Below are 22,921 nucleotides of genomic sequence, written 5' to 3'. Positions count from 1 at the left end.
GCACGCCACCCTGGACGCCCTTCGCAGCGGCGCCACCACCGCCACGGACGAGATCGAGCGGGCGATCGCCCTGGCCGCCTCGCCGGCCTGCGACAAGGCCTTCCTGCACACCCGGTTCGAGGCCGCCCGCCAGGACGCCGCAGCCGCCGCCGGGCTGCCGCTGGCCGGGCTGGCCGTCTCGGTCAAGGACCTGTTCGACGTCGAGGGCGAGGTCACGGCGGCCGGCTCCACCGTGCTGGCCGATGCGCCACCGGCCCAGGCGGACTGCCCGGCCGTGGCACGGCTGAGGGCGGCCGGCGCGGCCATCCTGGGCCGCACCAACATGAGCGAGTTCGCGTTCTCGGGCGTGGGCACCAACCCCCATTTCGGCACCCCGGCCAACCCGGCGGACCCGGCGGTCGCGCGCATCCCGGGCGGTTCGTCCTCGGGCGCGGCGGTGTCCGTGGCCAGCGGTGCGGCCTTCATCGGCCTGGGCTCGGACACGGGCGGCTCCATCCGCATCCCGGCTGCGCTCTGCGGCATCGTGGGCTTCAAGAACACGGCCCGGCTCACCTCCACCGAGGGTGCGGTGCCCCTGTCCACCACCCTGGACACGGCCTGCGCCATGACGCGCTCGGTGCGGGACGCCGTGCTGGCGCACGAGATCCTGACCGGCGAGCCCGTGCGCCGCGACGGCCGGCCCCTGTCGGGCTGGCGGCTGGCTGTGGCCACCAGCACCATGCTGGACGCGCTGGAGCCGGGGGTGGCGCGGGCATTCCAGCGCGCCCTGGACGCGCTGCGCGCCGCCGGCGCCCGCATCGACGAAATCGCGCTGGCCCCCATCCGCGACCTGGGCAGCATCCAGCCGCGCGGGGGCTTCTCGGCCGCGGAGAGCTATGCCTGGCACCGCGCCCTGCTGGCCGACAAGGGCGCCGGCTACGACCCGCGCGTGAAGGCGCGCATCGAGTTCGGCGCCGACATGCGGGCGCACGAGTACATCGCGTTGCACCAGGCCCGGCGGCAGTGGATCGCCCGGGTCGGCGAGGCCCTGGCCGGCTACGACGCCGTGCTCTCGCCCACGGTGCCCATCACGGCGGTGCCCATCGCCCAGGTGGCCCCCGGGGCCGAGCGCGACGCCGAGTTCTTCCGCGTCAATGCGCAACTGCTGCGCAACACCAGCATCGTCAACATGCTGGACGGCTGCGCCCTGTCCCTGCCCTGCCATGCGCCGGGCGAACTGCCGGTCGGCCTGATGGCCTGGCACGAGGCCCTGCACGACGACGAGGTGCTGGCCATCGGGGCCCGCATCGAGGAGGCCCTGGCCCCCGTGACGGCCAGCGCATGAAGGTCGCGGTCATCGGCGCCGGCATCGTCGGCGTGACCACGGCCTTCGAGCTCGCCGTCGACGGGCACGAGGTGACCGTGTTCGAGCGCCACGGCGCCGCGGCGGAGGAAACCAGCTTCGCCAACGCGGGGGTGGTCGCGCCCGGGTACGTCACGCCCTGGGCCGCGCCCGGCATGCCGGCCAAGGTGCTGCGCAACCTGTTCGGCCGCCACGCCGCGGTGCGGCTCACCTGGCCGATCTCCGCCGCCGAGCTGGCCTGGGTGTGGCGCTGGTGGCAGCACTGCGAACCCGCCGACTACGCGGCCAACCGGGCCCGCCTGCAGCGCCTGGCCTTCTACAGCCGGGAGCGGCTGCACGAGATCTCGGCCCATTTCCAGCTCGACTACGAGCGCAGCGAGGGCTACATGGTCATGCTGCGCGGCGACAAGGAGCGCCAGCTGGTGCAGCCCGGCCTCGAGGTCCTGCGCGAGGCGGGGGTCGCCTTCCGCGAGATCGACGCCGAGGCCGCGCGCGCCATCGAGCCCGCGCTCAACCCGGACACCGAGTTCGCCGGCGCGATCCACCTGCCGGGCGACGAGGTCGGCAACTGCCGGCAGTTCGCCCAGCAGCTGCGCCATGTGGCGGAGGCGCAGGGCGTGCGCTGGCGCTTCAACACGACCGTGGAGCCGCTCAGCCGCGCCACGCCCGGCACGCTCACCGTGCGCACCGCGGGCGAGCCCCACCCGCAGCAGGAGCACTTCCAGGGCGTGGTGGTCTGCGGCGGCGTGTCGTCCGCGGCCCTGCTGCGGCCGCTGGGCCTGGCGCTGCCGCTGGTGCCCGTCTGGGGCTACTCGGTCAGCGCGCCGGTGCGCGAGGCCCTGAACGCGCCGCGCAGCGGCATCATGGACGAGCGCTTCAAGGTGGCGATCTCGCGGCTGGGCCACAGGGTCCGGGTGGCGGGCAGCGCCGAGATCGGGGGCCGCCCCGAACGCAAGAGCCCGCAGGCCATCGCCACGCTCTACAAGGTGCTGCACGACTGGTTCCCGGGCGCGGCCCAGCTGGTCAACACCGGCGCGGGCGTGCAGGAGTGGAAGGGCGCACGCCCCATGCTGCCCGACGGTCCGCCCCTCATCGGCGCCTCGGGCACGCCGGGGGTCTGGCTCAACCTGGGCCACGGCTCCAGCGGCTGGGCCCTGGCCTGCGGCAGCGCCCGCGCCCTGGCCGACGCCATGGGCGGCCGCAGCCCCGAGGTGGACCTCGAGGGCCTGGGCGTCGAACGGCTCGCAGCCCGGCAGTGACAGAATCGGGCCATGCGACGCATCACGCCCGATCGTCCCTGGCCCCTGCACGGCAACGCGGGCTCGCGCGCCCTGGAGGCCCGCACGGCGGCGGCCCTGCCACCGAACGCCCTGATGCAACGCGCGGGGCTGTCGGTCGCCCGGCTGGCCCTGGCGCTGGCGCCGCATGCCCAGCGCTTCTGGCTGGCCTGCGGCCCCGGCAACAACGGCGGGGATGGCCTGGAGGCGGCGCTGCACCTGGCACGCTGGGGCAAGCAGCCGCTGGTGAGCTGGCTGGGCGATGCCGGGCGCCTGCCGCCCGACGCCCAGGCGGCGCTGCAGCGCGTCCGCGCGGCCGGCATCGCCCTGGCGGATGCGCCGCCCGGCGCCCATGACTTTGCGATCGACGCCCTGCTCGGCCTGGGGAGCGCGCGACCGTTGGAAGGACGCATGGCCGAGTGGGCCGAACGCATGAATTCCGGCGGGACGCCGGTGCTCGCCGTGGACCTGCCCTCGGGCCTCTCGGCCGACACGGGGCGCGGCGGCGGGGTACGCGCCACGCACACCCTCAGCCTTCTCACGCTCAAGCCGGGCCTGTTCACCGGCGGCGGGCGCGACGCAGCCGGCGAGATCTGGTTCGACGACCTGGGCGCCGACCTGGCGGCCGAGCCGCCGGCGGCGCGCCTCATTCCTCAGCCCGGCGTGATGGCCAGGCCGCACGATTCGCACAAGGGCCGTTTCGGCGACGTGGCCGTGGTCGGCGGTGCCCCCGGCATGGGGGGCGCGGCGCTGCTGGCCGCCAGCGCGGCGCTGCACGCGGGCGCGGGCCGCGTGTTCTGCGCACTGCTGGGCGAGCCCATGCCCCTGGTGCCGGGGCAGCCCGAGCTGATGCTGCGCGACTGGGCTTCGCTGGACCTCGCCGCCATGGCGGTGGCCTGCGGCTGCGGCGGCGGCGATGCGGTGCGCGCGGTGCTGCCGCGCGTGCTGTCGACGGCCCGCGCGCTGGTGCTGGACGCCGATGCGCTGAACGCCGTGGCGGCCGATGCCGCGCTGCATCCGCTGCTGGCGGCCCGTCCCGCCCGCGGCTGGTCCACGGTGTTGACGCCCCATCCGCTGGAGGCCGCGCGGCTGCTGGGTGCGGCCACGCAGGCCGTGCAGGCCGACCGGCTCGCGTCGGCCCAGGCCCTGGCGGACCGCTTCCGGTGCGTGGCCGTGCTCAAGGGCTCGGGCACGGTGGTCGCCGCGCCGGGCCAGGTGCCCTGGATCAACCCGACCGGGACTGCCGCGCTCGCCACCGGCGGCACCGGCGACGTGCTGGCGGGCCTGCTGGCGGCCCGGCTCGCGGCTGGACAGGATGCGTTCGAGGCGGCGGGGCAAGGCGTGTTTCTTCACGGCGCCGCCGCGGACCGCTGGCCCGTCGGGCACTCGCTGACGGCCGGCGCGCTGGCTAAAGCCCTGTCGCCCAGGGCGAGTGATCAGGCCGGGATCCGGCAGGGCTGCTGATTCCTCGTCGCGACCTGCCCTCAAGGCGGTCGGGGAATCTGCCGCAACAACAGGGAAAGTCTGTTCTCAGCGCGTGCCCGACGCTGATCATGCGGTCGGCCGCCGGGCTTTCGATCCGTTGCCCTATGGCGAGGAAAAATGTGAGCACCGGCAGCCGTCCCATGAATGAGCGCGGCAATGGCTCGCGCTCCCATCTGGAGCACGCATGAAGCCCTTCGCCTCCATCCTGCTGGCCACGACCAGCTTTCTGCTCGTCCTTCCGGCGCTTGCCGGGCCGGACGATCCCGCCTCAGACGCCACCATCCGTGCGGTGCTGGAGATCACACGATCACGCGACACGCTGGACGACCTCGTGCCGCAGATTCAGGAGGTCTTCCGGCAGGAATTCAAGAAGACCGAAGGGGACACGCCCCTCACGCCGGCCCAGGAGCGTGCCCGGACAAGGCTCCAATCAAGAATGACGGCCCTACAGGCAGACATGCTGGACTGGTCGAGGTTGGAGCCCATGTTCCTCGAGGTGTACCGCGCAACCTTCACGGAACGCGAGATGCAGGACGTGCTCGCCTTCTACCGCTCCCCGCCGGGACAGGCCATGGTCGAACGCATGCCGCGCCTGATGCAAAATCTGATGACAAGCATGCGGCGCGACCTTGTCGAGATGCAACAGCGCCTGCAAGACATTCTGCGCCAGTACATGGTCGAGTCCGAGGGCGGCTGAAACATCGCAAGACGCATGCGGCGATCGTGCAGGCTGCGCAGCCTGCGGCTTTACCCCCGCCCGACGAAGGGCATCTTGGTCGCCATCACCGTGTGGAACAGCACGTTGGCTTCCAGCGGCAGGTTGGCCATGTAGAGCACAGACTGGCCCACGATGGCGACGTCGATCAGGGGCTCGACGGCGATCTCGCCGTTGGCCTGCGGCACGCCCTTGGCCATGCGCGAGGCCAACTCGGTCATGGCGTTGCCGACGTCGATCTGGCCCACGGCGATGTCGTACTTGCGCCCGTCCAGCGACGCGGCCTTGGTCAGGCCGCTGACCGCATGCTTGGTGGCCGTGTAGGCGATCGAGTTCGGCCGCGGCGCATGGGCCGAGATCGAGCCGTTGTTGATGATGCGTCCGCCGCGAGGCGTCTGCGACTTCATCACGCGGAAGGCCTCGCGGATGCCCCAGAACATGCCGTTGAGGTTGGTGTCCACCACCTGCGTCCAGTCGTGGTCGGCGATGTCCTCGAGCAGGGCCTGGCCCAGGCCCATGCCGGCGTTGTTGAACAGCAGGTCGACGCGGCCCCAGGCCGCCACGGTGCCATCGAACAGCGCGCGCACGGCCGCCGGGTCGGTCACGTCGGTGGGCACCGCGAGCGCCTGGGCGCCCGCGCCCGCCATGGTGATGGTTTCCTGCAGGGGCTCCAGGCGGCGGCCCGCCAGGGCGACCCTCCAGCCGTCGCCCAGCAGCGCCAGTGCCGCCGCGCGGCCTATGCCGGTGCCGCCTCCCGTGACGATGGCCACGCGGCCCGTGTCTGAACTCATGTCCTGTGCGCCTCCACGCGCGGTTCGTCTCTCAACGCCGTGACTTCCGGCTGGTCTTGGGGCCCTTGGGGCCGGCCGGCTTGCGGCCGGCGGGCTTGGCCTCGGCGCGCTTGGCGGCGGTGCTGCGCTTGGCGGCGGGCTTGCCGCCTTCGCGCGCGGCGGCAGGCACGCCCTTGTCCTTCATCGCCCGGTGCAGCAACTCGTCGCCCTCGCGCACCAGGCGGAAGTCGATCTTGCGGCCGTCCAGGTCCACGCGGCTGACCTGCACGCGCACCCGCGAGCCGATCGCGTAGCGGATGCCCGTGCGCTCGCCGCGCAGCTCCTGCCGCGCCTCGTCGAACTTGTAGTACTCGCCGCCCAGCTCGGTGATGTGCACCAGGCCCTCGACGTACATCTGGTCCAGCGTGACGAACACGCCGAAGCTGGTCACCGCGCTCACCACGCCGCCGTATTCCTCGCCCAGGTGCTCGCGCATGTACTTGCACTTGAGCCAGGCCTCGACGTCGCGGCTGGCCTCGTCGGCACGGCGCTCGTTGGCGCTGCAATGCAGGCCGGCGGCCTCCCAGGCCTGCAGTTCGCGCGGGCTGGCGCCCGGCACCTTCTTCGGCTTGGCGGCGCCCGCGTTGGCCGAGCGTTGCAGGCGGCGGGCCAGTTTCTCGTGCGCCTCGCCGGGCGTGGGCAGCACGGGCAGCTCGTAGCGGCCCTGGCGCAGGATGGCCTTGATCACGCGGTGCACCAGCAGGTCCGGGTAGCGCCGGATCGGGCTGGTGAAGTGGGTGTAGGCGTCGTAGGCCAGGCCGAAGTGGCCGCTGTTGAGCGGCGTGTAGATCGCCTGCTGCATGGAGCGCAGCAGCATGGTGTGGATCTGCTGCGAATCCGGCCTGTCCTTGGTCGCGGCGGCGATGCGCTGGAACTCGGCCGGCAGCGGTTCGTCGCTGATGGTCATGCCCACGGCCATGGCCTTCAGGTAGTTGCGAAGGATGTCCTTCTTCTCGGGCGTCGGGCCTTCGTGCACGCGGTACAGGCCCGGGTGCTTGCCTTCCTGGATGAAGTCGGCCGAGCAGACGTTGGCGGCCAGCATGGCCTCCTCGATCAGGCGGTGGGCGTCGTTGCGCGTGCGCGGCACGATCTTCTCGATGCGGCCGTTCTCGTCGCACACGATCTGCGTCTCGGTGGTCTCGAAATCGACCGCGCCCCGGGTTTCGCGGGCCTTGAGCAGCGCGCGGTACACATCGTGCAGGTGGATCAGGTCCTGCACCCGCTCCTTGCGGCGCGCCGCTTCGGGGCCGCGGGTGTTGGCGAGGATGGCCGCCACCTCGGTGTAGGTGAAGCGCGCGTGGCTCCACATCACCGCCGGGTAGAACTGGTAGGCCTGGATCTCGCCGGTGGCCGTGATGAGCATGTCGCAGACCATGCACAGGCGCTCGACCTCGGGGTTGAGCGAGCACAGGCCGTTGGACAGCTTCTCCGGCAGCATGGGGATCACGCGGCGCGGGAAGTAGACGCTGGTGGCGCGCTCGTAGGCGTCGATGTCGATGGCGCTGCCGGTCTCCACGTAGTGGCTGACGTCGGCGATGGCCACCAGAAGGCGCCAGCCCTTGCCGCGGCCGACCTTGGTCGGCTCGCAGTAGACGGCGTCGTCGAAGTCGCGCGCGTCCTCGCCGTCGATGGTGACCAGGGGCACGTCGGTCAGGTCGACGCGGTGCTTCTTGTCCTGCGGGCGCACCTTTTCCGGCAGCGCGCGGGCCAGGGCGATGCAGGCCTCGGAGAATTCGTGCGGCACGCCGTACTTGCGCACCGCGATCTCGATCTCCATGCCGGGGTCGTCGATCTCGCCCAGCACCTCTTTCACGCGGCCCACCGGCTGCCCGTAGAGGCTGGGCGGCTCGGTCAGTTCGACCACCACCACCTGGCCCGGCTTGGCCGTGCCCGTGGCGCCCTTGGGCACCAGCACGTCCTGGCCGTAGCGCTTGTCCTCGGGGGCCACCAGCCAGACACCGCTTTCGTGCAGCAGGCGGCCGATGATGGGTTGCGCGGGCCGCTCGATGATTTCAAGGACACGGCCTTCGGCGCGGCCCTTGCGGTCGTGCCGCACGATGCGCGCCTTGACCCTGTCCTTGTGCAGCACGGCGCGCATCTCGTTGGGCGGCAGGTAGATGTCGGCCTCGCCGTCGTCACGCACGACATAGCCATGGCCGTCGCGGTGGCCTTGCACGGTGCCTTCGATTTCGTCGAGGAGCCCGGTACTCTTTTCGTTCACTGTATTTTTGATATAGAATCCTTAGCTTCCTGAGATGCCCAGGTGGCGGAATTGGTAGACGCACTAGTTTCAGGTACTAGCGAGTAACATCGTGGGGGTTCGAGTCCCTTCCTGGGCACCAACGAAACAATGATAAGGCCGAGAACATCGATTCACGGCCCGGTCATCCAGAAAAGCCGCCTCGGGCGGCTTTTTTCTTTGGCGCGTTCGGGCAGCGCGGCCTGGGGGGCGGATGGCGCCCCCGCCCTTTCAGCCCTCATCCAGGGAAGCAGAGGTTTCACCACGGCAGCGCCACGCCCGTCCCTCCAGGGCCGGGGCAGGGGTGGCTCATGGAGCGGAATCAAGGAGGAGCATTGCCGCTTGCGGCAATGCGGGCGACATCCGCGGAATGAGCCGCCCCTGGCCCGGCCCGGGCGAGTGATGGGGCCCCAGCCTCCTGCCCCGCCCGGCCTGGCGCTCTGCCTCTGCCCCCGAGGCGAACCGCCAACGCTGAGCCAGCTCAAAACGCTATATAATCGAAGGCTTCCTGAGATGCCCAGGTGGCGGAATTGGTAGACGCACTAGTTTCAGGTACTAGCGAGTAACATCGTGGGGGTTCGAGTCCCTTCCTGGGCACCACAGACAGACAGCAAAAGCCGCCTTCGGGCGGCTTTTTTCTTGCCCCGGCGCGGCGGGCCACGCCGCCTGCATGCGCCCCGGGCCCGCTCAGATCGGCACGCCCACCAGGTCGTGGCCCTGCGTGTCCACGATGCGCGCACGCGTGAACTCGCCCACCTTCAGCTGCTTGCTGATCTTCTCCGGCGGCAGCAGCCGCACGGTGCCGTCGATCTCCGGCGCGTCCGCATAGGTACGGCCCACGCCGCCCTTGCGGCCCAGCCCGGGGGCGGAATCCACCAGCACCTGCATGGTCGCGCCGATGCGCTCGCGCAGCTTCGCCGTCGAGACCTCCTCGGCCACCGCCATGAAGCGGGCGCGGCGTTCCTCGCGCACTTCGGTGGGCAGCATGCCGGGGATGTCATTGGCGGCGGCGCCCTCGACCGGGCTGTAGGCAAAGCAGCCGGCGCGGTCGATCTTCGCCTCGCGCACGAAGTCCAGCAGGTGCTGGAACTCCGCGTCGGTCTCGCCGGGGAAGCCGGCGATGAAGGTGCTGCGCACCACCAGTTCGGGGCAGGCGGCGCGCCAGGCCTGGATGCGCTCCAGGTTGCGCTCACCGCTGGCCGGACGCTTCATGCGCTTGAGCACGTCCGGGTGGCTGTGCTGGAAGGGCACGTCCAGGTAGGGCAGAACGCGGCCGGTCGCCATCAGCGGCACCACCTCGTCCACCGACGGATACGGGTACACGTAATGCAGGCGCACCCAGGCACCGTGCGGCTCGGCCAGTTCGCCCAGCGCCTGCACCAGCTCCAGCATGCGCGTCTTCACGGGGCGGCCGTCGAAGAAGCCGGTGCGGTACTTCAGGTCCACGCCGTAGGCCGAGGTGTCCTGGCTGACCACCAGCAGTTCCTTCACGCCGCCTTCGAACAGCGCCTTCGCTTCCTTGAGCACGTCGCCCACCGGCCGGCTGACCAGGTCGCCGCGCATGGACGGGATGATGCAGAAGGTGCAGCGGTGGTTGCAGCCCTCGCTGATCTTCAGGTAGGCGTAGTGGCGCGGCGTGAGCTTGATGCCGGCGGCCGGCACCAGGTCGGTGAAGGGGTCGTGCGGCTTGGGCAGGTGCGTGTGCACCGCCTCCATCACCTCGTGGGTGGCGTGCGGCCCGGTCACGGCCAGCACCGAGGGGTGCATCTGGCGCACCAGGTTGCCGCCGCCCTCGCCTTCGCGGGCGCCCAGGCAGCCGGTGACGATCACCTTGCCGTTTTCGGCCAGCGCCTCGCCGATCGTGTCCAGGCTTTCGCGCACCGCGTCATCGATGAAGCCGCAGGTGTTGACGATCACCAGGTCGGCGCCGTCGTAGGTCTTGGAGGTCTGGTAGCCCTCGGCGGAGAGCTGCGTGAGAATGAGTTCGGAGTCCGTCAGCGCCTTGGGGCAGCCCAGGCTGACGAAACCCACCTTGGGGGTCGACATCCCCGTATTGTCCCAGAGGCGGGCCGGCCCCGCCCGGAATCAGCGCTTGGGGCCGCCCATGCCGAAGGCGCCCAGCATCTGCTCGGTCTGCTTCTGCATCTGCTCCTGCAGCGAATCGATGAGGCTCTTGGACTGCTCGACGTAGTTGCCCATCATCCCCTGCACCAGCGGATTCTGCGTGGCCATGAACTGCGCCCAGGTCTCGGGCGTGAACTGCTTGGACTGCTCGGCCAGCCGGGCCTGCATGTCGGTGAAGACCTGCACGTTCTTCTCGAGGTAGCTGCCCATGAAGGCCTGGGCCGCATGGCCGTAGAAGCGGATCAGGTTGGCCAGGGCCGCCTCGCTGAACATGGGCGCGCCGCCCGCCTCTTCCTCGAGAATGATCTGCAGCAGGATGCTGCGGGTGAGGTCCTCGTTGGTCTTGGCGTCGCGCACCACGAAGGGCTCGCGCGTCATCACCAGCTGCTTGACTTCGGCCAGGGTGATGTAGGTGGAAGTGTCCGTGTCGTAGAGCCGGCGGTTGGGGTACTTCTTGATCACCCTCACGGCCGGTTTTGCGGCACTGGTTTTCTTGCTCTGCACGAAGCGGGCTCCTGGCTCAGGCGCAGCCGCCCGGAGGGCGGCCTGGTGTGTACTGCATCGCAGCAGATTCTAGGCAGCGGGGGCCGCGCCCCGCCCAAGGTTTACCCTGAAGATCCAACCGGGGTGTGACCCGCATGCGAGGGTCCACCGCATTCGATGTGCGTCGTCCGCCTGCCCGCCCGTCACGTATCTGTGAAAGGGTGCCAGGCCCGGACCCCGGCAGCGCGCCACTCGATCGGGGGCTCAAAACGACAAAGCCCCGCAGCACTGCTGCGGGGCTTGTGTTGGTAGGCGCGATTGGACTCGAACCAACGACCCCCACCATGTCAAGGTGGTGCTCTAACCAGCTGAGCTACGCGCCTGAATTCGTTCGAGACCGCGATTCTAGCACGATGTTGCTCAGCGCCTTTTCGCCCAGCGCACCCCCGCCACCTCGCGCACCAGCACCAGCACCTTCTCCAGCCGCTGCGAGTCCCCCACTTCCACGGTGAAGGTCATCCAGGCCGTGCCCTTGACGGACTGCGTCTGCACGCCCACCACGTTCATCTTTTCCTTGGCGAAGACTTCCGAGATGTCGCGCAACAGCCCCTGCCGGTCGCCAGCCTCCACGGCCACGTCCACCGGGTAGACGGCCGCCTCGCCGTTGCGCGGACGGCCCCACTCCACCTCGATCACCCTCTCCGGCGTCTTGGCCGAGAGCTCGCGGAAGTTGCTGCAGTCCTGGCGGTGGATGCTCACGCCCTTGCCCCGCGTAACGAAGCCCGCGATGGCATCCGGCGGCGCGGGCTTGCAGCAGCGCGCGAGCTGGGTCATGAGCGAATCGATGCCGACCACCAGAACGCCGCCCTTGGGCGTGCGCTCGCCCGGCCGGGGCTTCTTCAGCAGGAAGGCGTCCTGCGGCAGCGGCGCCTCGGGCGGCTTGAGCAGGGTCTCGATGTTGCGCAGCGAGTATTCGTCCTTGCCGACGACGGCGAACAGGTCCTCGGCCGACTTGAAGCCCAGCTGCGACGCCAGGTCCTCCAGCCGGAAGGCGGTGCGGCCTTCGCGCTGCAGCAGGCGCTCCACCGCCTCGCGGCCACGCGCCACCGTCTCGTGCCGCTGCTGCTCGTTGAACCAGGCCCGCACCTTGGCGCGCGCCCGCGGGCTGGCGAGAAACCCCAGTTCGGGGTTCAGCCAGTCGCGCGAGGGCCCCCCCTCCTTGGCCGCCACGATCTCCACGGTCTGGCCGTTGTGCAGGGCGGTGTTCAGCGGCACCATGGCCCCGTCCACGCGGGCGCCGCGGCAGCGGTGGCCCAGGCTGGTGTGCAGGGAATAGGCGAAGTCCACCGGCGTCGCGTCCTTGGGCAGGTCGACGATGGCGGCGTCCGGCGTGAGCACGTAGATGCGGTCGTCGAAGAGGCCCTGGGCCGCACCGGACAGGTCGCGCTCCCAGGCCAGCAGCTGGCGCAGGACCGCGATCTTGGCGTCATAGGTGCCCGTGGCGCTCACCCCCGCGTAGCCCTTGGTGCCGGCGTCCTTGTAGGCCCAGTGCGCGGCCACACCGTGCTCGGCATGCTCGTGCATGGCCTGCGTGCGGATCTGGATCTCCACCGGCCGGCCCGCCGCGTCGCGCACCACGGTGTGCAGCGACTGGTAGCCGTTGGGCTTGGGCCTGGCGATGTAGTCGTCGAATTCCTCGATCACCGGGTTGAACTGCTGGTGCACCCAGGCCAGCGCGGCGTAGCAGTCCTTCACCTCGGGCACGATCACGCGCAGCGCCCGGATGTCGAACACCTGGTCGAAGCCCAGCGACTTGCCGCGCATCTTCTTGACGATGCTGTAGATGTGCTTGGGACGCCCGGAGACCTGCGCGGCGATGCCCTGGGCACGCAGCTCCTGCGCCAGGCGATCGCGCATCTGTTCGATGGACTGCTCGCGCTCGGCACGCTTTTCGTCCAGCAGGCGGGCGACTTCGCGGTAGGTGTCGGGCTCGAGGAAGCGGAAGGCCAGGTCTTCCATCTCCCACTTCACCTGCCAGATGCCGAGCCGGTTGGCCAGCGGCGCGAAGATCTCCAGCGCTTCGCGCGACACGCTGGCGGGCGGCAGGGTCTTGTGGGCGGCATGCCAGCGCAGGGTCTGCAGGCGCGACGCCAGCCGCAGCATCACCACGCGCAGGTCGCGCGAGAAGGCGAGCAGCATCTTGCGCACGTTCTCGGTCTGCAGCCGCGGGTCGTCCACGCGCTGCCCGGCCTCCTCGGCGGCGCGGGTCTGCGCCTGGATGCGCACCAGCTGGGTGGTCTCCACCGCCAGCGCCGCGTAGCTGGCGCCGAAGGCCTTGGCGATCACCTCCTGCGGGCGGTTGAGGTGCACGCAGGCGTACACCAGGTAGCTCGCCGCCTGCATGGCCTCGGAGCCGCCCATGGCCTTCAGGATGGCCGCCACCGCGTCGGCGTGGGCCAGCGTGTTCTCGCCGGTGTCCAGGGTCTCGCCCGCGATCAGCGGCTCGGCGAAGGCGCGGGCGCGCGCCAGGGCGTCCACCTGCTGCGGCAGGGCCTGCTCGGCGGCGGCGATGAGGCCCGGCACCTGCCCGGCCTCGCCCTGTGCGGCGGCCAGGCTCTTCATGGCAGCAGGAAGCTGCAGACGGCGTCGACCTGGTCCTGGGCCACCAGCGTGGGCGCATGGCCCACGCCCGCGAACTCCACCAGAGCGGCGCGCGGGCCGCGCTGCGTCATGGCCAGGGCGGTGGCGGGCGAGAGCAAGTCCGACTCCGCGCCGCGCAGCAGCAGCGTGGGCGCCGCCAGCCGGTCGTACAGCGCCCACACCGACGCCTCCGCCTGGGCTGCGGCCTCCGGCGTCAGCGCGCGCACGGGCAGCGCGATGGCCGGGTCGTAGTGCAGGGTCCAGTCGCCTTCGGGCAGGGGCCGCAACATGGGGCGCGACAGGGCCAGCCACTGCGCGTCGCTGTGCGGGCCGAAGCTCTGCGAGATCTCCCGCAGGGCCTGCGCGCCCGCCTCCACCGTCGGGTAGCGGCCGAAACGTCCCAGGTAGCCGCCGATGCGCTGCAGCGCCTCCCACTGCACCACCGGGCCCACGTCGTTGAGCACCAGCCGGCGCACCGGGGACGGCAGGGGCAGGTCGGGCGTGGCGGCCACCACCAGGCCGATCAGGCCGCCCATGCTGGTGCCCACCCAGTCCAGCGCGGCGATGGGCGCCTCGCGGCCCAGCTGCTGCAGCAGCGCCAGCACCGCGGGCACGTAGGCCGGGATCTGGTAGAGCGAAGGGTCCTTCAGCCAGTCGCTGCGGCCGCGGCCCGGCATGTCGGGGCAGACCACCCGCAGGGCCCCGCCCGAGCGGGCGACCAGGGCCTGGGCCAGGGTGTCGAAGTCACGGCCCTGCCGGGCCAGCCCATGCACGCAGACGACCAACTGCGACGCGGCCGGGTGGCCCCAGGCCCAGTACGCCATGCGGTGCCCCCCATCGGGACCGGGGCAGGTTACGTAGTTCAGCGTAGGTTCGGGCATGGCAAGATGAAGCGTGGCATCCGCGTTGTCGCGGTATTTCGCCCCATCCTAATCCACCCGGAGAACCACCATGCTGAAAGGCAAAACCGCCCTTGTCACGGGCTCCACCAGCGGCATCGGCCTGGGCATCGCCAAGGCCCTGGCCCGCCAGGGCGCCAACATCGTGCTCAACGGTTTCGGCGATGCCGAAGGCCCCCGCGCGCAGGTCGAGGCGCTGGGCGTGAAGACGGCCTACCACGGCGCCGACATGAGCAAGCCGGCCGAGATCGAGGCCATGATGGCCTACGCAGCCCAGCAGTTCGGGCGCGTGGACATCCTGGTCAACAACGCCGGCATCCAGCACACGGCGCCCATCGAGGAGTTCCCGGTCGAGCGCTGGGACGCCATCATCGCGATCAACCTGAGCTCGGCCTTCCACGCCACTCGCCTCGCGCTGCCGGCGATGAAGGCGGCCAACTGGGGCCGCATCATCAACGTCGCTTCGGTGCACGGGCTGGTGGCCTCGGTGAACAAGTCGGCCTATGTGGCGGCCAAGCACGGCATCGTCGGCCTGACCAAGGTGACGGCGCTGGAAAACGCCACCACCGGCGTCACCTGCAACGCGATCTGCCCGGGCTGGGTGCTGACCCCGCTGGTGCAAAAGCAGGTGGACGACCGCGCCGCCACGCTCAAGATCTCCAACGACGAAGCCAAGCGCCAGCTGCTGGGTGAGAAGGAACCCTCCATGCAGTTCACCACGCCGGAAGAGCTGGGCGAACTGGCGGCGTTCTTCTGTTCGCCGGCGGCCAACAACGTGCGTGGCGTGGCCTGGAACATGGACGGCGGCTGGGCCGCGCAGTAAGGCCGGCAAAGGCAGGCCGGCCCGAGCGCCGGCCGCCCCGGCTCAGCGCAGCTGCACCGAGCCCGACACCGTGACCGTCACCGCGGCCCGGCCCGCCTCCACCGGGATCGGGGCGCCGCCGCCCTCGGCCGCCGCGGCCGCCATCAGCCGGGGCTGCGGCATGAACCCGCCCGGCTCGTTGGTGTTGACGGAAACCTCGCGCAAGGTGTAGCCGCCGAAGCCGAAGCCCTTGGCCAGCTCCGTGGCACGGGCCTTGAAGCGCTCCACCGCCTGCTGCTGGGCCTCGCCCTCCACCCGGGCGCGCTGCTCCCGGCTCAGCCCCATGGCCACCCCCTGCACGGTCATGCCGGGAATGCGGCCGGCGGCCTGGGCGATGCGCCCGAAATCGCGACCTTCCAGCACCAGCTGCGCCTGCCCCTGCCAGCCGGCCATGCGGCCCTGGGTGTAGCGGGGCACGATCGAAAAAGCGCCCGTGCGCACGTCCATCTGGCCGGGCTGGGCGCTGCGCCTGGCCTCGGCCAGCGCGGCCTCGAGCACGGCCTGCAACTGGGCCTGCACGGTGGCGGCCTCGGGGGCGTCACGGCTGGCCGACAGGGTCATGGAGAGCAGGTCCTGCCGGGCCTCGACCACGCCGGAGGCCGACAGCTGCAGCACGTTCTCGGGCACGGGCGCGGCGGCACCGGCCAGCGCCGGGACGGCCAGGGCCGCCGCCAGGGTGGCCAGCACAAGTCTCTTCATCACGGGAATCCCCTTCAAGGTTCAGGCGAGGCCGCCATGCTCTCACGCCTGCGCCGCCCAGCCCAGCGGCTCGCAAGACGCTGTAAGAGCTGCGTCCCGCCCGGCCGTGCGCCGCTGGGCTGGTGCTTCAATTGCAAGCAATCCCTGCCCGCCGGCGGGCAGGCTTCACGCCCCGGAGGCCCGCAGTTGCCCCATACCGCAACATCTGTAACACTGTGTCAAGGAGCGCCTAAAACGGCTCACGCTGGGTGTTACGACCCTCAAAATCGGCTCTGTTACAAGTTCACCCGATCCCTGGAGCACCATGACCCAAGCCGCCGCCCGAACCGACAAGATCCTGGTGGTCGACGACGATGCGCGTATCCGTGACCTGCTGCGCCGCTACCTCACCCAGGAAGGGTTCGAGGTCATCCTGGCCGAGGACGGCAAGGCCCTCAACCGCCTGATGCTGCGTGAAACCGCCGACCTCATCGTGCTCGACCTGATGATGCCCGGCGAGGACGGGCTGTCCATCTGCCGCCGCCTGCGCGCCGCGAACGACCGCACCCCCATCATCATGCTGACCGCCAAGGGCGAGGACGTGGACCGCATCGTCGGCCTGGAGGTGGGCGCCGACGACTACCTGGGCAAGCCCTTCAATCCGCGCGAACTGCTGGCCCGCGTGCACGCCGTGCTGCGCCGCCGCCCGGCGCAGGAAGCGCCCGGCGCCCCGTCCAGCGACAACGAGGTCGTCTCCTTCGGCCCCTTCCAGTTCGACCTGGGCGCCCGCACCCTGCGCAAGAACGGCGAGGAGCTGCCGCTGACCACCGGCGAATTCGCCATGCTCAAGGCGCTGGTGCGGCACCCGCGCCAGCCGCTGTCGCGCGAGAAGCTGGCGCAGCTGGCCCGCGGCCGCGAGTTCGAGCCCTTCGACCGCAGCCTGGACGTGCAGGTGTCGCGCCTGCGCAAGCTGGTCGAGCTGGACCCGGCGGCGCCGCGCTACATCCAGACGGTGTGGGGCGTGGGCTACGTTTTCGTGCCGGACGGCGCGGGCTGAAACACCGCCTGACGAATGAGGCCGTCTCCCGCATGACAAACGGCACTCGCCGGGCAACAATCATGCGGATGAGCGGTCCCGTCGCGGCCCGCATTGCAGTCCACGAGCCGCCATGATCCGGGGTATCACCAGCAGCATCGACGTCACCGGCCCCGCGCCGCTCGAAACCGCACCCGCACCGCTGGAGATGCGGCCGCGGGTGGGCCTGTCGCTGTTCTGGCGCACCTTCTTCCTGCTGGCGCTGCTGCTGTTCGGCAGCATCGTGGCCTGGCTGCAGACCTTCCGCGCGCTGGAGTACGAGCCGCGCGCCGTGCAGACGGCCCAGCAGATCGCCTCCCTGGTCAACCTCAGCCGCGCGGCGCTGATGCATTCCGACGCGATCGCCCGCGTCTCGCTGATCAAGACCCTGGCCGATTCGGAGGGCGTTCGCATCCTGCCGCGCGAGCCGGTCGACCGCTGGGTGGGTTTCGGCCCCGGCGAGCTGGACGGCCGCGTGATGGAGGAACTGACCCACCGCCTGGGCCCCGGCAGCCTCATCGCCTCGCAGGTCAACAACGAGCCCGGCCTGTGGATCGGCTTCCGCATGGAGAACGACCAGTACTGGATGCTGCTGGACCGTTCGCGCCTGACTCAGGTCGGCGGGCGCACCTGGCTGATCTGGCTGGTGACCGCGGCCGGCCTCTCGCTCGCCGGCGCGGCCCTGATCGCCCGCCTGATCAACCGGCCCCTGAAGCAGCTCTCGTTTGCCGCCAGCCGGGTGCGTGACGGCGACTTCGACGCCAGCCGGCTCGACGAGAAGGTCGCCACCAGCGAGATCCGCGAGGTGAACATCGGCTTCAACCGCATGGCGCAGCAGCTGGCCAAGATCGAGCAGGACCGCGCCGTGATGCTGGCCGGCATCTCGCACGACCTGCGCACCCCGCTGGCGCGGCTGCGGCTGGAGACCGAGATGAGCGTGGCCGACGCCGATGCGCGCGAGCACATGGCGGCCGACATCGACCAGCTGGACGCCATCATCGACAAGTTCCTGGATTACGCGCGCCCCGACCATGTCGAGCTGCGGCCCGTGCTGCTGAACGACGTCATCGAGGCCTGCCTGTACGCCGTGCAGGACCAGGGCGACATCAAGATCAACCTGGACCTGAGCAAGGGCCTGTACGTGCTGGCCGACGAGGTCGAGCTGGCCCGCGTGGTGTCCAACCTGGTGGAGAACGCCCGCCGCTACGGCAAGACGCCCGAGAGCGGTGTCGCGACGGTGGACATCGCCGCCAAGGCACGTGGCGAGTGGGTGATGCTCAAGGTGCGCGACCACGGCATGGGCGTCGCCCCCGAAGCCCTGCCCAACCTGGTCAAGCCCTTCTTCCGCGGCGATGCGGCCCGCACGGCGGCGACGGGCGCCGGCCTGGGCCTGGCCATCGTCGACAAGACCGTTCAGCGCATGGGCGGCATCTTCGCCCTCGCCAATACCACCTCGGGCGGGCTGGCGGCGCACATCAAGCTGCAGCGCGCACCGGCGCCGGCACCGCAGGGGCACAGCCCGCAGGACCTGCCGGCGGCCGCCCGCGTCGCGGTCTGAGCCTCAGCCCGCAGCGCGCTGCAGCAGCACCACGGCCCGCGCCTCGATGGCGTGGCCCTCCCCCACCGGCCCCATGCGCTCGGCCGTCTTGGCCTTCACGTTGACCTGGTCGGGCTCCAGCCCCAGCACCTGGGCGATGCGCAGGCGCATGGCCGGGATGTGCGGCGCCAGCTTGGGCGCCTGGGCGACGATGGTGCTGTCCAGGTTCACCAGCTGCCAGCCCTCGGCCGCCACGCGGCGCGCGGCCTCCGCCAGCAGCACGCTGGAGTCGGCGCCGCGGAAGCGCTCGTCGTCGTCCGGGAAGTGGCGTCCGATGTCGCCCAGGCCGGCGGCCCCCAGCAGCGCGTCGGTGATCGCATGCAGCAGCGCGTCCGCGTCCGAGTGGCCCAGCAGGCCGCGCGCATGCGGCACCTCCACCCCACCCAGCACCAGCCGGCGCCCGGGGACCAGCGCGTGGATGTCCCAGCCCTCGCCGATACGCAGCGCATTCATCGCTGGCGCCCCTTGAGCACAGCCTCGGCGAGTGCGAAATCGTCGTGCCAGGTGACCTTGAAGTTCTGGCTGCTGCCCGGTACCAGGCGCGGCGCATGGCCCAGCGACTCGACCGCATGGGCCTCGTCGGTCACGCCGGGGCCGGCCGCCTCCAGCGCCTGCATCAGCAGGCCGATGCGGAACATCTGCGGCGTCTGCGCCAGCCATTTATCCTCACGCGGCAGGGTCTCGGCGACGCGGCCGTCCTGCTCGCGCTTGAGGGTGTCCGGCAGGCGCTGGGCCAGCAGGCCGCCGACCGGGTCGCCCTCGCAGGCGTCGATCAGCTGGTCGATGAGCTCGGGCGTGACCAGGCAGCGCGCCGCATCGTGCACCAGCACCCAGTCGCTCTCGGTGGCGCCGACCCGGCACAGCTCGTAGAGGCCGTTGGCCACGCTGGCCGCGCGCGTGGCGCCGCCGCAGGGAACCACCAGGGCCCCGGTGGGGTTGCGCTCGAAGAAGCCGTCGCCGGGCGCCACCACCACGAGGGTGCGTGTGATGCGCTTGACGGCGGCGATCGCCGCCAGGGTGTGCCACACCAGGGGGTGGCCCGCGATGCGCTCGTACTGTTTGGGTCCGGCCGCCCCGGCGCGGCTGCCCGAGCCGGCACAAGGCACCAGGGCCCAGTAACGCGGCTTGCCCCTGCTGTCACTCGTCATCATGCGTCCATTCTAGAATCGGGCACCACCCCACCCTGTCCAGGCGCGGGGTGTTTCGCATTGTTGTATGGATTTACCCCAACTCAGCACCGGCAAGCGCTATACCCTGCCCCGTCCCCCCGGTTCCGCCGACGCCCTGCTGCTCGCGCGGCTGGCCGGGCGTGAGCAGGCGGCGGGACGCCTTACCGCCATCGTCACCAGCGACGCCAACGACGCCCAGCGGCTGCTTGGCGAGCTGGGCTTCTTCGCGCCCGGGCTGCGCTGCGTGCTGTTCCCCGACTGGGAGACGCTGCCCTACGACACCTTCTCGCCGCACCAGGACCTGATCAGCGAGCGGCTGTCCACCCTCTGGCGCATCTCGCAGGGCGAGGCGGACGTGGTGCTGGTGCCCGCCACCACCGCGCTGTACCGGCTGGCCCCGCCCGCCTTCCTGGCCGGCTACACCTTCCAGTTCCAGGTCAAGCAGAAGCTGGAGGAGGCCCGCCTGCGCGCCCAGCTCACGCTGGCCGGCTACAGCCACGTCACCCAGGTGGTGAGCCCGGGCGAGTACGCGGTGCGCGGCGGCCTGATCGACCTGTTCCCCATGGGCTCCACGGTGCCCTACCGGGTGGACCTGTTCGACGACGAGATCGACTCCATCCGCACCTTCGACCCGGACAGCCAGCGCAGCCTGTACCCGGTGCCCGAGGTGCGGCTGCTGCCCGGGCGCGAATTCCCCATGGACGACGCGGCGCGGGCGCGCTTCCGCAGCCGCTGGCGCGAGCTGCTGGAGGGCGACCCCACGCGCAGCCGCATTTACAAGGACATCGGCAACGGCGTCGCCACCTCGGGCATCGAGTACTACCTGCCGCTCTTCTTCGAGGAGACGGCGACCGTCTTCGACTACATCGGCGACGCCGCCACGCTGGTGCTGCACGGGGAGATCGAGCCGGCCTTCCAGCGCTTCTGGCAGGACGCGCGCGAGCGCTTCCGCCTGGCGCAGGGTGACCCGGAGCGGCCCGCGCTGCCGCCGGAGGCGCTGTTCCTGTCGGCCGAGCAGTTCTACGGTGCGGCCAAGGCGCATGCCCAGCTCGCGTTGCGGCCACCCGCCCCCGGGGCGGACGATGCCCTGCCCGCCTACACCGAGTTCGACGCCCTGCCCGCCATGGCGGTGGTGCGCGGCGCGGAAGACCCGCTGGCCCTGTTCAAGGGCCACCTGCGCAACACCCAGCACCGCGCGCTGGTGCTGGCCGAGAGCGAGGGCCGGCGCGAGAGCCTGCTGGACTTCCTGCGCGCCAGCCAGCTGGCGCTGCCGGTCTTCGAATCGCTGGAGGAATTCCAGGCCAGCGAGGAGAAGCTGGGCATCGCCAGCGCCCCCCTGGCCGCCGGTTTCGCCTGGCTGGAAGCCGGCATCGACCTGGTCACCGAGACCGAGCTCTTCGCCGCCAGCCCGACGGCGCGCCGGCGCCGCAAGCAGGAGCAGGTCAGCGACGTCGAGGCCCTGATCAAGGACCTGTCGGAGCTGAACGTGGGCGACCCGGTGGTGCATGCCCAGCACGGCATCGGCCGCTACCGCGGCCTGGTCAACATGGACCTGGGCCAGGGCAGCACCGAATTCCTGCACCTGGAGTACGCCGACAAGGCGGCCCTGTACGTGCCGGTCAGCCAGCTGCACCTGATCAGCCGCTACACCGGCGTCTCCGCCGACGAGGCGCCGCTGCACAAGCTGGGCTCGGGCCAGTGGGAAAAGGCCAAGCGCCGCGCCGCCGAGCAGGTGCGCGACACCGCGGCCGAACTGCTGAACATCTACGCCCGCCGGGCCGCCCGCGAGGGCCACGCCTTCCGCTTCTCGGCCCAGGACTACGAGAGCTTCGCCAACGACTTCGGCTTCGAGGAGACGGCGGACCAGAACGCCGCCATCCATGCCGTGATCCAGGACATGGTGTCGCCCCAGCCCATGGACCGGCTGGTCTGCGGCGACGTGGGCTTCGGCAAGACCGAGGTCGCCCTGCGCGCGGCCTTCGTGGCGGTGACGGGCGGCAAGCAGGTGGCCTTCCTCGCGCCCACCACCCTGCTGGCCGAGCAGCATTACCAGACCCTGGTGGACCGCTTCTCCAAGTGGCCGGTGAAGGTGGCCGAGGTCTCGCGCTTCCGCTCCGGCAAGGAAGTGACCGCCACGCTCAAGGGCCTGGCCGACGGCAGCGTGGACATCGTGGTCGGCACCCACAAGCTGCTCTCCGAGTCGACCAAGTTCAAGCAACTGGGCCTGCTGATCATCGACGAGGAGCACCGCTTCGGGGTGCGCCACAAGGAGGCGATGAAGGCCCTGCGCGCCGAGGTGGACGTGCTCACGCTGACGGCCACGCCCATCCCGCGCACCCTGGGCATGGCGCTGGAGGGCCTGCGCGACCTCTCCGTCATCGCCACCGCGCCGCAGCGGCGCCTGGCGATCAAGACCTTCGTGCGCAACGAGGGCAACGGCGTGATCCGCGAGGCCGTGCTGCGCGAGTTGAAGCGCGGCGGCCAGGTCTACTTCCTGCACAACGAGGTGGAGACCATCGAAGCCCGGCGCGAGCGCCTGGAGGCCCTCCTGCCCGAGGCCCGCATCGCGGTCGCCCACGGCCAGATGCCCGAGCGCGAGCTGGAGCGGGTGATGCGCGACTTCATCGGCCAGCGCTTCAACCTGCTGCTGTGCTCCACCATCATCGAGACCGGCATCGACGTGCCCTCGGCCAACACCATCGTCATCAGCCGCGCCGACAAGTTCGGCCTGGCGCAGCTGCACCAGCTGCGCGGCCGGGTGGGCCGCAGCCACCACCAGGCCTATGCCTACCTGATGGTGCCGGACACCGAGAGCCTGACCAAGCAGGCGCAGCAGCGCCTGGACGCGATCCAGCAGATGGAGGAACTGGGCTCCGGCTTCTACCTGGCCATGCACGACCTGGAGATCCGCGGCGCCGGCGAGGTGCTGGGCGAGAACCAGAGCGGCAACATGCTGGAGGTGGGCTTCCAGCTCTACAACGAGATGCTGTCCGAGGCGGTGCGCTCCCTGAAGGCCGGCAAGGAGCCGGACCTGCTGGCGCCGCTCTCGGTCACCACCGAGATCAACCTGCATGCGCCTGCGCTGCTGCCCGACGGCTACTGCGGCGACGTGCACCTGCGCCTGTCCTTCTACAAGCGGCTGGCCACGGCGAAGACCACCGACCAGATCGACGGTCTGCTGGAGGAGATCGTGGACCGCTTCGGCAAGCTGCCGCCGCAGGCCCAGACCCTGATCGACGTGCACCGGCTGCGCGTGCTGGCAAGGCCCTACGGGGTCGTGAAGGTGGACGCGGCGCCCGGCGTCATCCACATCACCTTCAAGGCGAACCCGCCGGTGGACCCCATGCGCATCATCGAGCTGGTGCAGAAGAACCGCCACATCAAGCTGGCCGGCAACGAGAAGCTGCGCATCGAGCGCGAGCTCAAGGACCCCAAGGACCGGGCCCAGATGGTGCGCGACGTGCTGCGCTCGCTGGGCCAGCCCAAGGTGGCGGAGCCGGCCTGAG

Annotated in this window: 17 protein-coding genes and 3 tRNA genes; 10 read left to right on the top strand and 10 right to left on the bottom strand. The window is 70.8% G+C overall.

Annotated features, from left to right (window positions below):
- The 4 genes from IM725_RS07910 to IM725_RS07895 all read left to right on the top strand — a co-directional run.
- The coding region (locus tag IM725_RS07910; protein WP_321576195.1) for an amidase at positions 1–1,324 on the top strand (1,324 nt) is incomplete at its 5' end.
- The gene (locus IM725_RS07905; protein ID WP_193780026.1) at positions 1,321–2,601 is read left to right on the top strand and encodes a D-amino acid dehydrogenase; all 1,281 of its coding nucleotides are present in this window, start codon (positions 1,321–1,323) and stop codon (positions 2,599–2,601) included. The genes IM725_RS07910 and IM725_RS07905, both read left to right, overlap by 4 nt.
- A gap of 12 nt (positions 2,602–2,613) precedes the next feature.
- The gene (locus tag IM725_RS07900) at positions 2,614–4,083 is read left to right on the top strand and encodes an NAD(P)H-hydrate dehydratase (RefSeq protein WP_193780025.1); all 1,470 of its coding nucleotides are present in this window, start codon (positions 2,614–2,616) and stop codon (positions 4,081–4,083) included.
- Positions 4,084–4,288: 205 nt separating this feature from the next.
- Positions 4,289–4,801: a DUF2059 domain-containing protein gene (locus IM725_RS07895; RefSeq protein ID WP_193780024.1), complete on the top strand. Its 513-nt coding sequence runs from the start codon at positions 4,289–4,291 to the stop codon at positions 4,799–4,801.
- A 50-nt stretch (positions 4,802–4,851) separates the two neighbouring features.
- Here the strand turns inward: IM725_RS07895 and IM725_RS07890 are convergent, their stop codons facing one another.
- Both IM725_RS07890 and rnr read right to left on the bottom strand, forming a co-directional pair.
- Positions 4,852–5,610 (bottom strand): SDR family oxidoreductase, encoded by a 759-nt coding sequence (locus IM725_RS07890; RefSeq protein ID WP_193780023.1) that lies wholly within the window; start codon positions 5,608–5,610, stop codon positions 4,852–4,854.
- Between the two features lie 31 nt (positions 5,611–5,641).
- The gene (gene rnr, locus IM725_RS07885; protein WP_287067178.1) at positions 5,642–7,870 is read right to left on the bottom strand and encodes a ribonuclease R; all 2,229 of its coding nucleotides are present in this window, start codon (positions 7,868–7,870) and stop codon (positions 5,642–5,644) included.
- 36 nt (positions 7,871–7,906) lie between these two features.
- Here rnr and IM725_RS07880 point away from each other — a divergent pair.
- A tRNA-Leu gene (locus IM725_RS07880) sits at positions 7,907–7,991 on the top strand.
- Between the two features lie 412 nt (positions 7,992–8,403).
- Positions 8,404–8,488 (top strand) — tRNA-Leu (locus tag IM725_RS07875).
- An 87-nt stretch (positions 8,489–8,575) separates the two neighbouring features.
- On the opposite strand, the gene rimO is transcribed toward IM725_RS07875, so the two are convergent.
- The 5 genes from rimO to IM725_RS07850 form a co-directional block, all read right to left on the bottom strand.
- Positions 8,576–9,934: a 30S ribosomal protein S12 methylthiotransferase RimO gene (rimO, locus tag IM725_RS07870; RefSeq protein WP_193780022.1), complete on the bottom strand. Its 1,359-nt coding sequence runs from the start codon at positions 9,932–9,934 to the stop codon at positions 8,576–8,578.
- A gap of 39 nt (positions 9,935–9,973) precedes the next feature.
- On the bottom strand, positions 9,974–10,516 hold the full coding sequence (gene phaR, locus IM725_RS07865; RefSeq protein ID WP_193780021.1) for a polyhydroxyalkanoate synthesis repressor PhaR: 543 nt from the start codon (positions 10,514–10,516) through the stop codon (positions 9,974–9,976).
- A 285-nt stretch (positions 10,517–10,801) separates the two neighbouring features.
- Positions 10,802–10,878: transfer RNA gene (locus IM725_RS07860), tRNA-Val, on the bottom strand.
- Positions 10,879–10,915: 37 nt separating this feature from the next.
- Entirely contained in the window at positions 10,916–13,117 is a 2,202-nt protein-coding gene (locus IM725_RS07855) for a RelA/SpoT family protein (protein WP_193780020.1), read from the bottom strand.
- Entirely contained in the window at positions 13,114–14,016 is a 903-nt protein-coding gene (locus tag IM725_RS07850) for an alpha/beta fold hydrolase (RefSeq protein ID WP_193780019.1), read from the bottom strand. The genes IM725_RS07855 and IM725_RS07850 overlap by 4 nt, the downstream gene beginning before the upstream one ends.
- A gap of 70 nt (positions 14,017–14,086) precedes the next feature.
- Here IM725_RS07850 and IM725_RS07845 point away from each other — a divergent pair, with 70 nt between their 5' ends.
- A complete protein-coding gene (locus tag IM725_RS07845) occupies positions 14,087–14,857 on the top strand; it encodes a 3-hydroxybutyrate dehydrogenase (RefSeq protein ID WP_193780018.1) in 771 nt (256 codons plus the stop codon).
- A 42-nt stretch (positions 14,858–14,899) separates the two neighbouring features.
- Here IM725_RS07845 and IM725_RS07840 read toward each other — a convergent pair whose 3' ends face one another.
- Positions 14,900–15,595, bottom strand: coding sequence for an SIMPL domain-containing protein (locus IM725_RS07840; protein ID WP_193780032.1), 696 nt, complete (start codon positions 15,593–15,595; stop codon positions 14,900–14,902).
- Between the two features lie 304 nt (positions 15,596–15,899).
- Here IM725_RS07840 and ompR point away from each other — a divergent pair, with 304 nt between their 5' ends.
- Complete coding sequence (ompR, locus tag IM725_RS07835) at positions 15,900–16,631, top strand: osmolarity response regulator transcription factor OmpR (protein ID WP_193780017.1); 732 nt, start codon at positions 15,900–15,902, stop codon at positions 16,629–16,631.
- A 112-nt stretch (positions 16,632–16,743) separates the two neighbouring features.
- The gene (locus tag IM725_RS07830; RefSeq protein WP_193780016.1) at positions 16,744–18,207 is read left to right on the top strand and encodes a sensor histidine kinase; all 1,464 of its coding nucleotides are present in this window, start codon (positions 16,744–16,746) and stop codon (positions 18,205–18,207) included.
- Between the two features lie 3 nt (positions 18,208–18,210).
- Here the strand turns inward: IM725_RS07830 and ispF are convergent, their stop codons facing one another.
- Positions 18,211–18,699 (bottom strand): 2-C-methyl-D-erythritol 2,4-cyclodiphosphate synthase, encoded by a 489-nt coding sequence (gene ispF / locus IM725_RS07825; RefSeq protein ID WP_193780015.1) that lies wholly within the window; start codon positions 18,697–18,699, stop codon positions 18,211–18,213.
- On the bottom strand, positions 18,696–19,397 hold the full coding sequence (ispD, locus tag IM725_RS07820; protein WP_407692509.1) for a 2-C-methyl-D-erythritol 4-phosphate cytidylyltransferase: 702 nt from the start codon (positions 19,395–19,397) through the stop codon (positions 18,696–18,698). The genes ispF and ispD overlap by 4 nt, the downstream gene beginning before the upstream one ends.
- Positions 19,398–19,461: 64 nt before the next feature.
- Here ispD and mfd point away from each other — a divergent pair, with 64 nt between their 5' ends.
- A complete protein-coding gene (gene mfd, locus IM725_RS07815; protein ID WP_193780014.1) occupies positions 19,462–22,920 on the top strand; it encodes a transcription-repair coupling factor in 3,459 nt (1,152 codons plus the stop codon).
- The last annotated feature ends 1 nt before the right edge of the window (position 22,921 follow it).

Source organism: Ramlibacter aquaticus, assembly GCF_015159745.1.
In the GTDB taxonomy this organism is placed as follows: domain Bacteria; phylum Pseudomonadota; class Gammaproteobacteria; order Burkholderiales; family Burkholderiaceae_C; genus Ramlibacter; species Ramlibacter aquaticus.
Note: the sequence above shows the minus strand (reverse complement) of the source record. Positions and strands in the feature narration are given on the sequence as shown.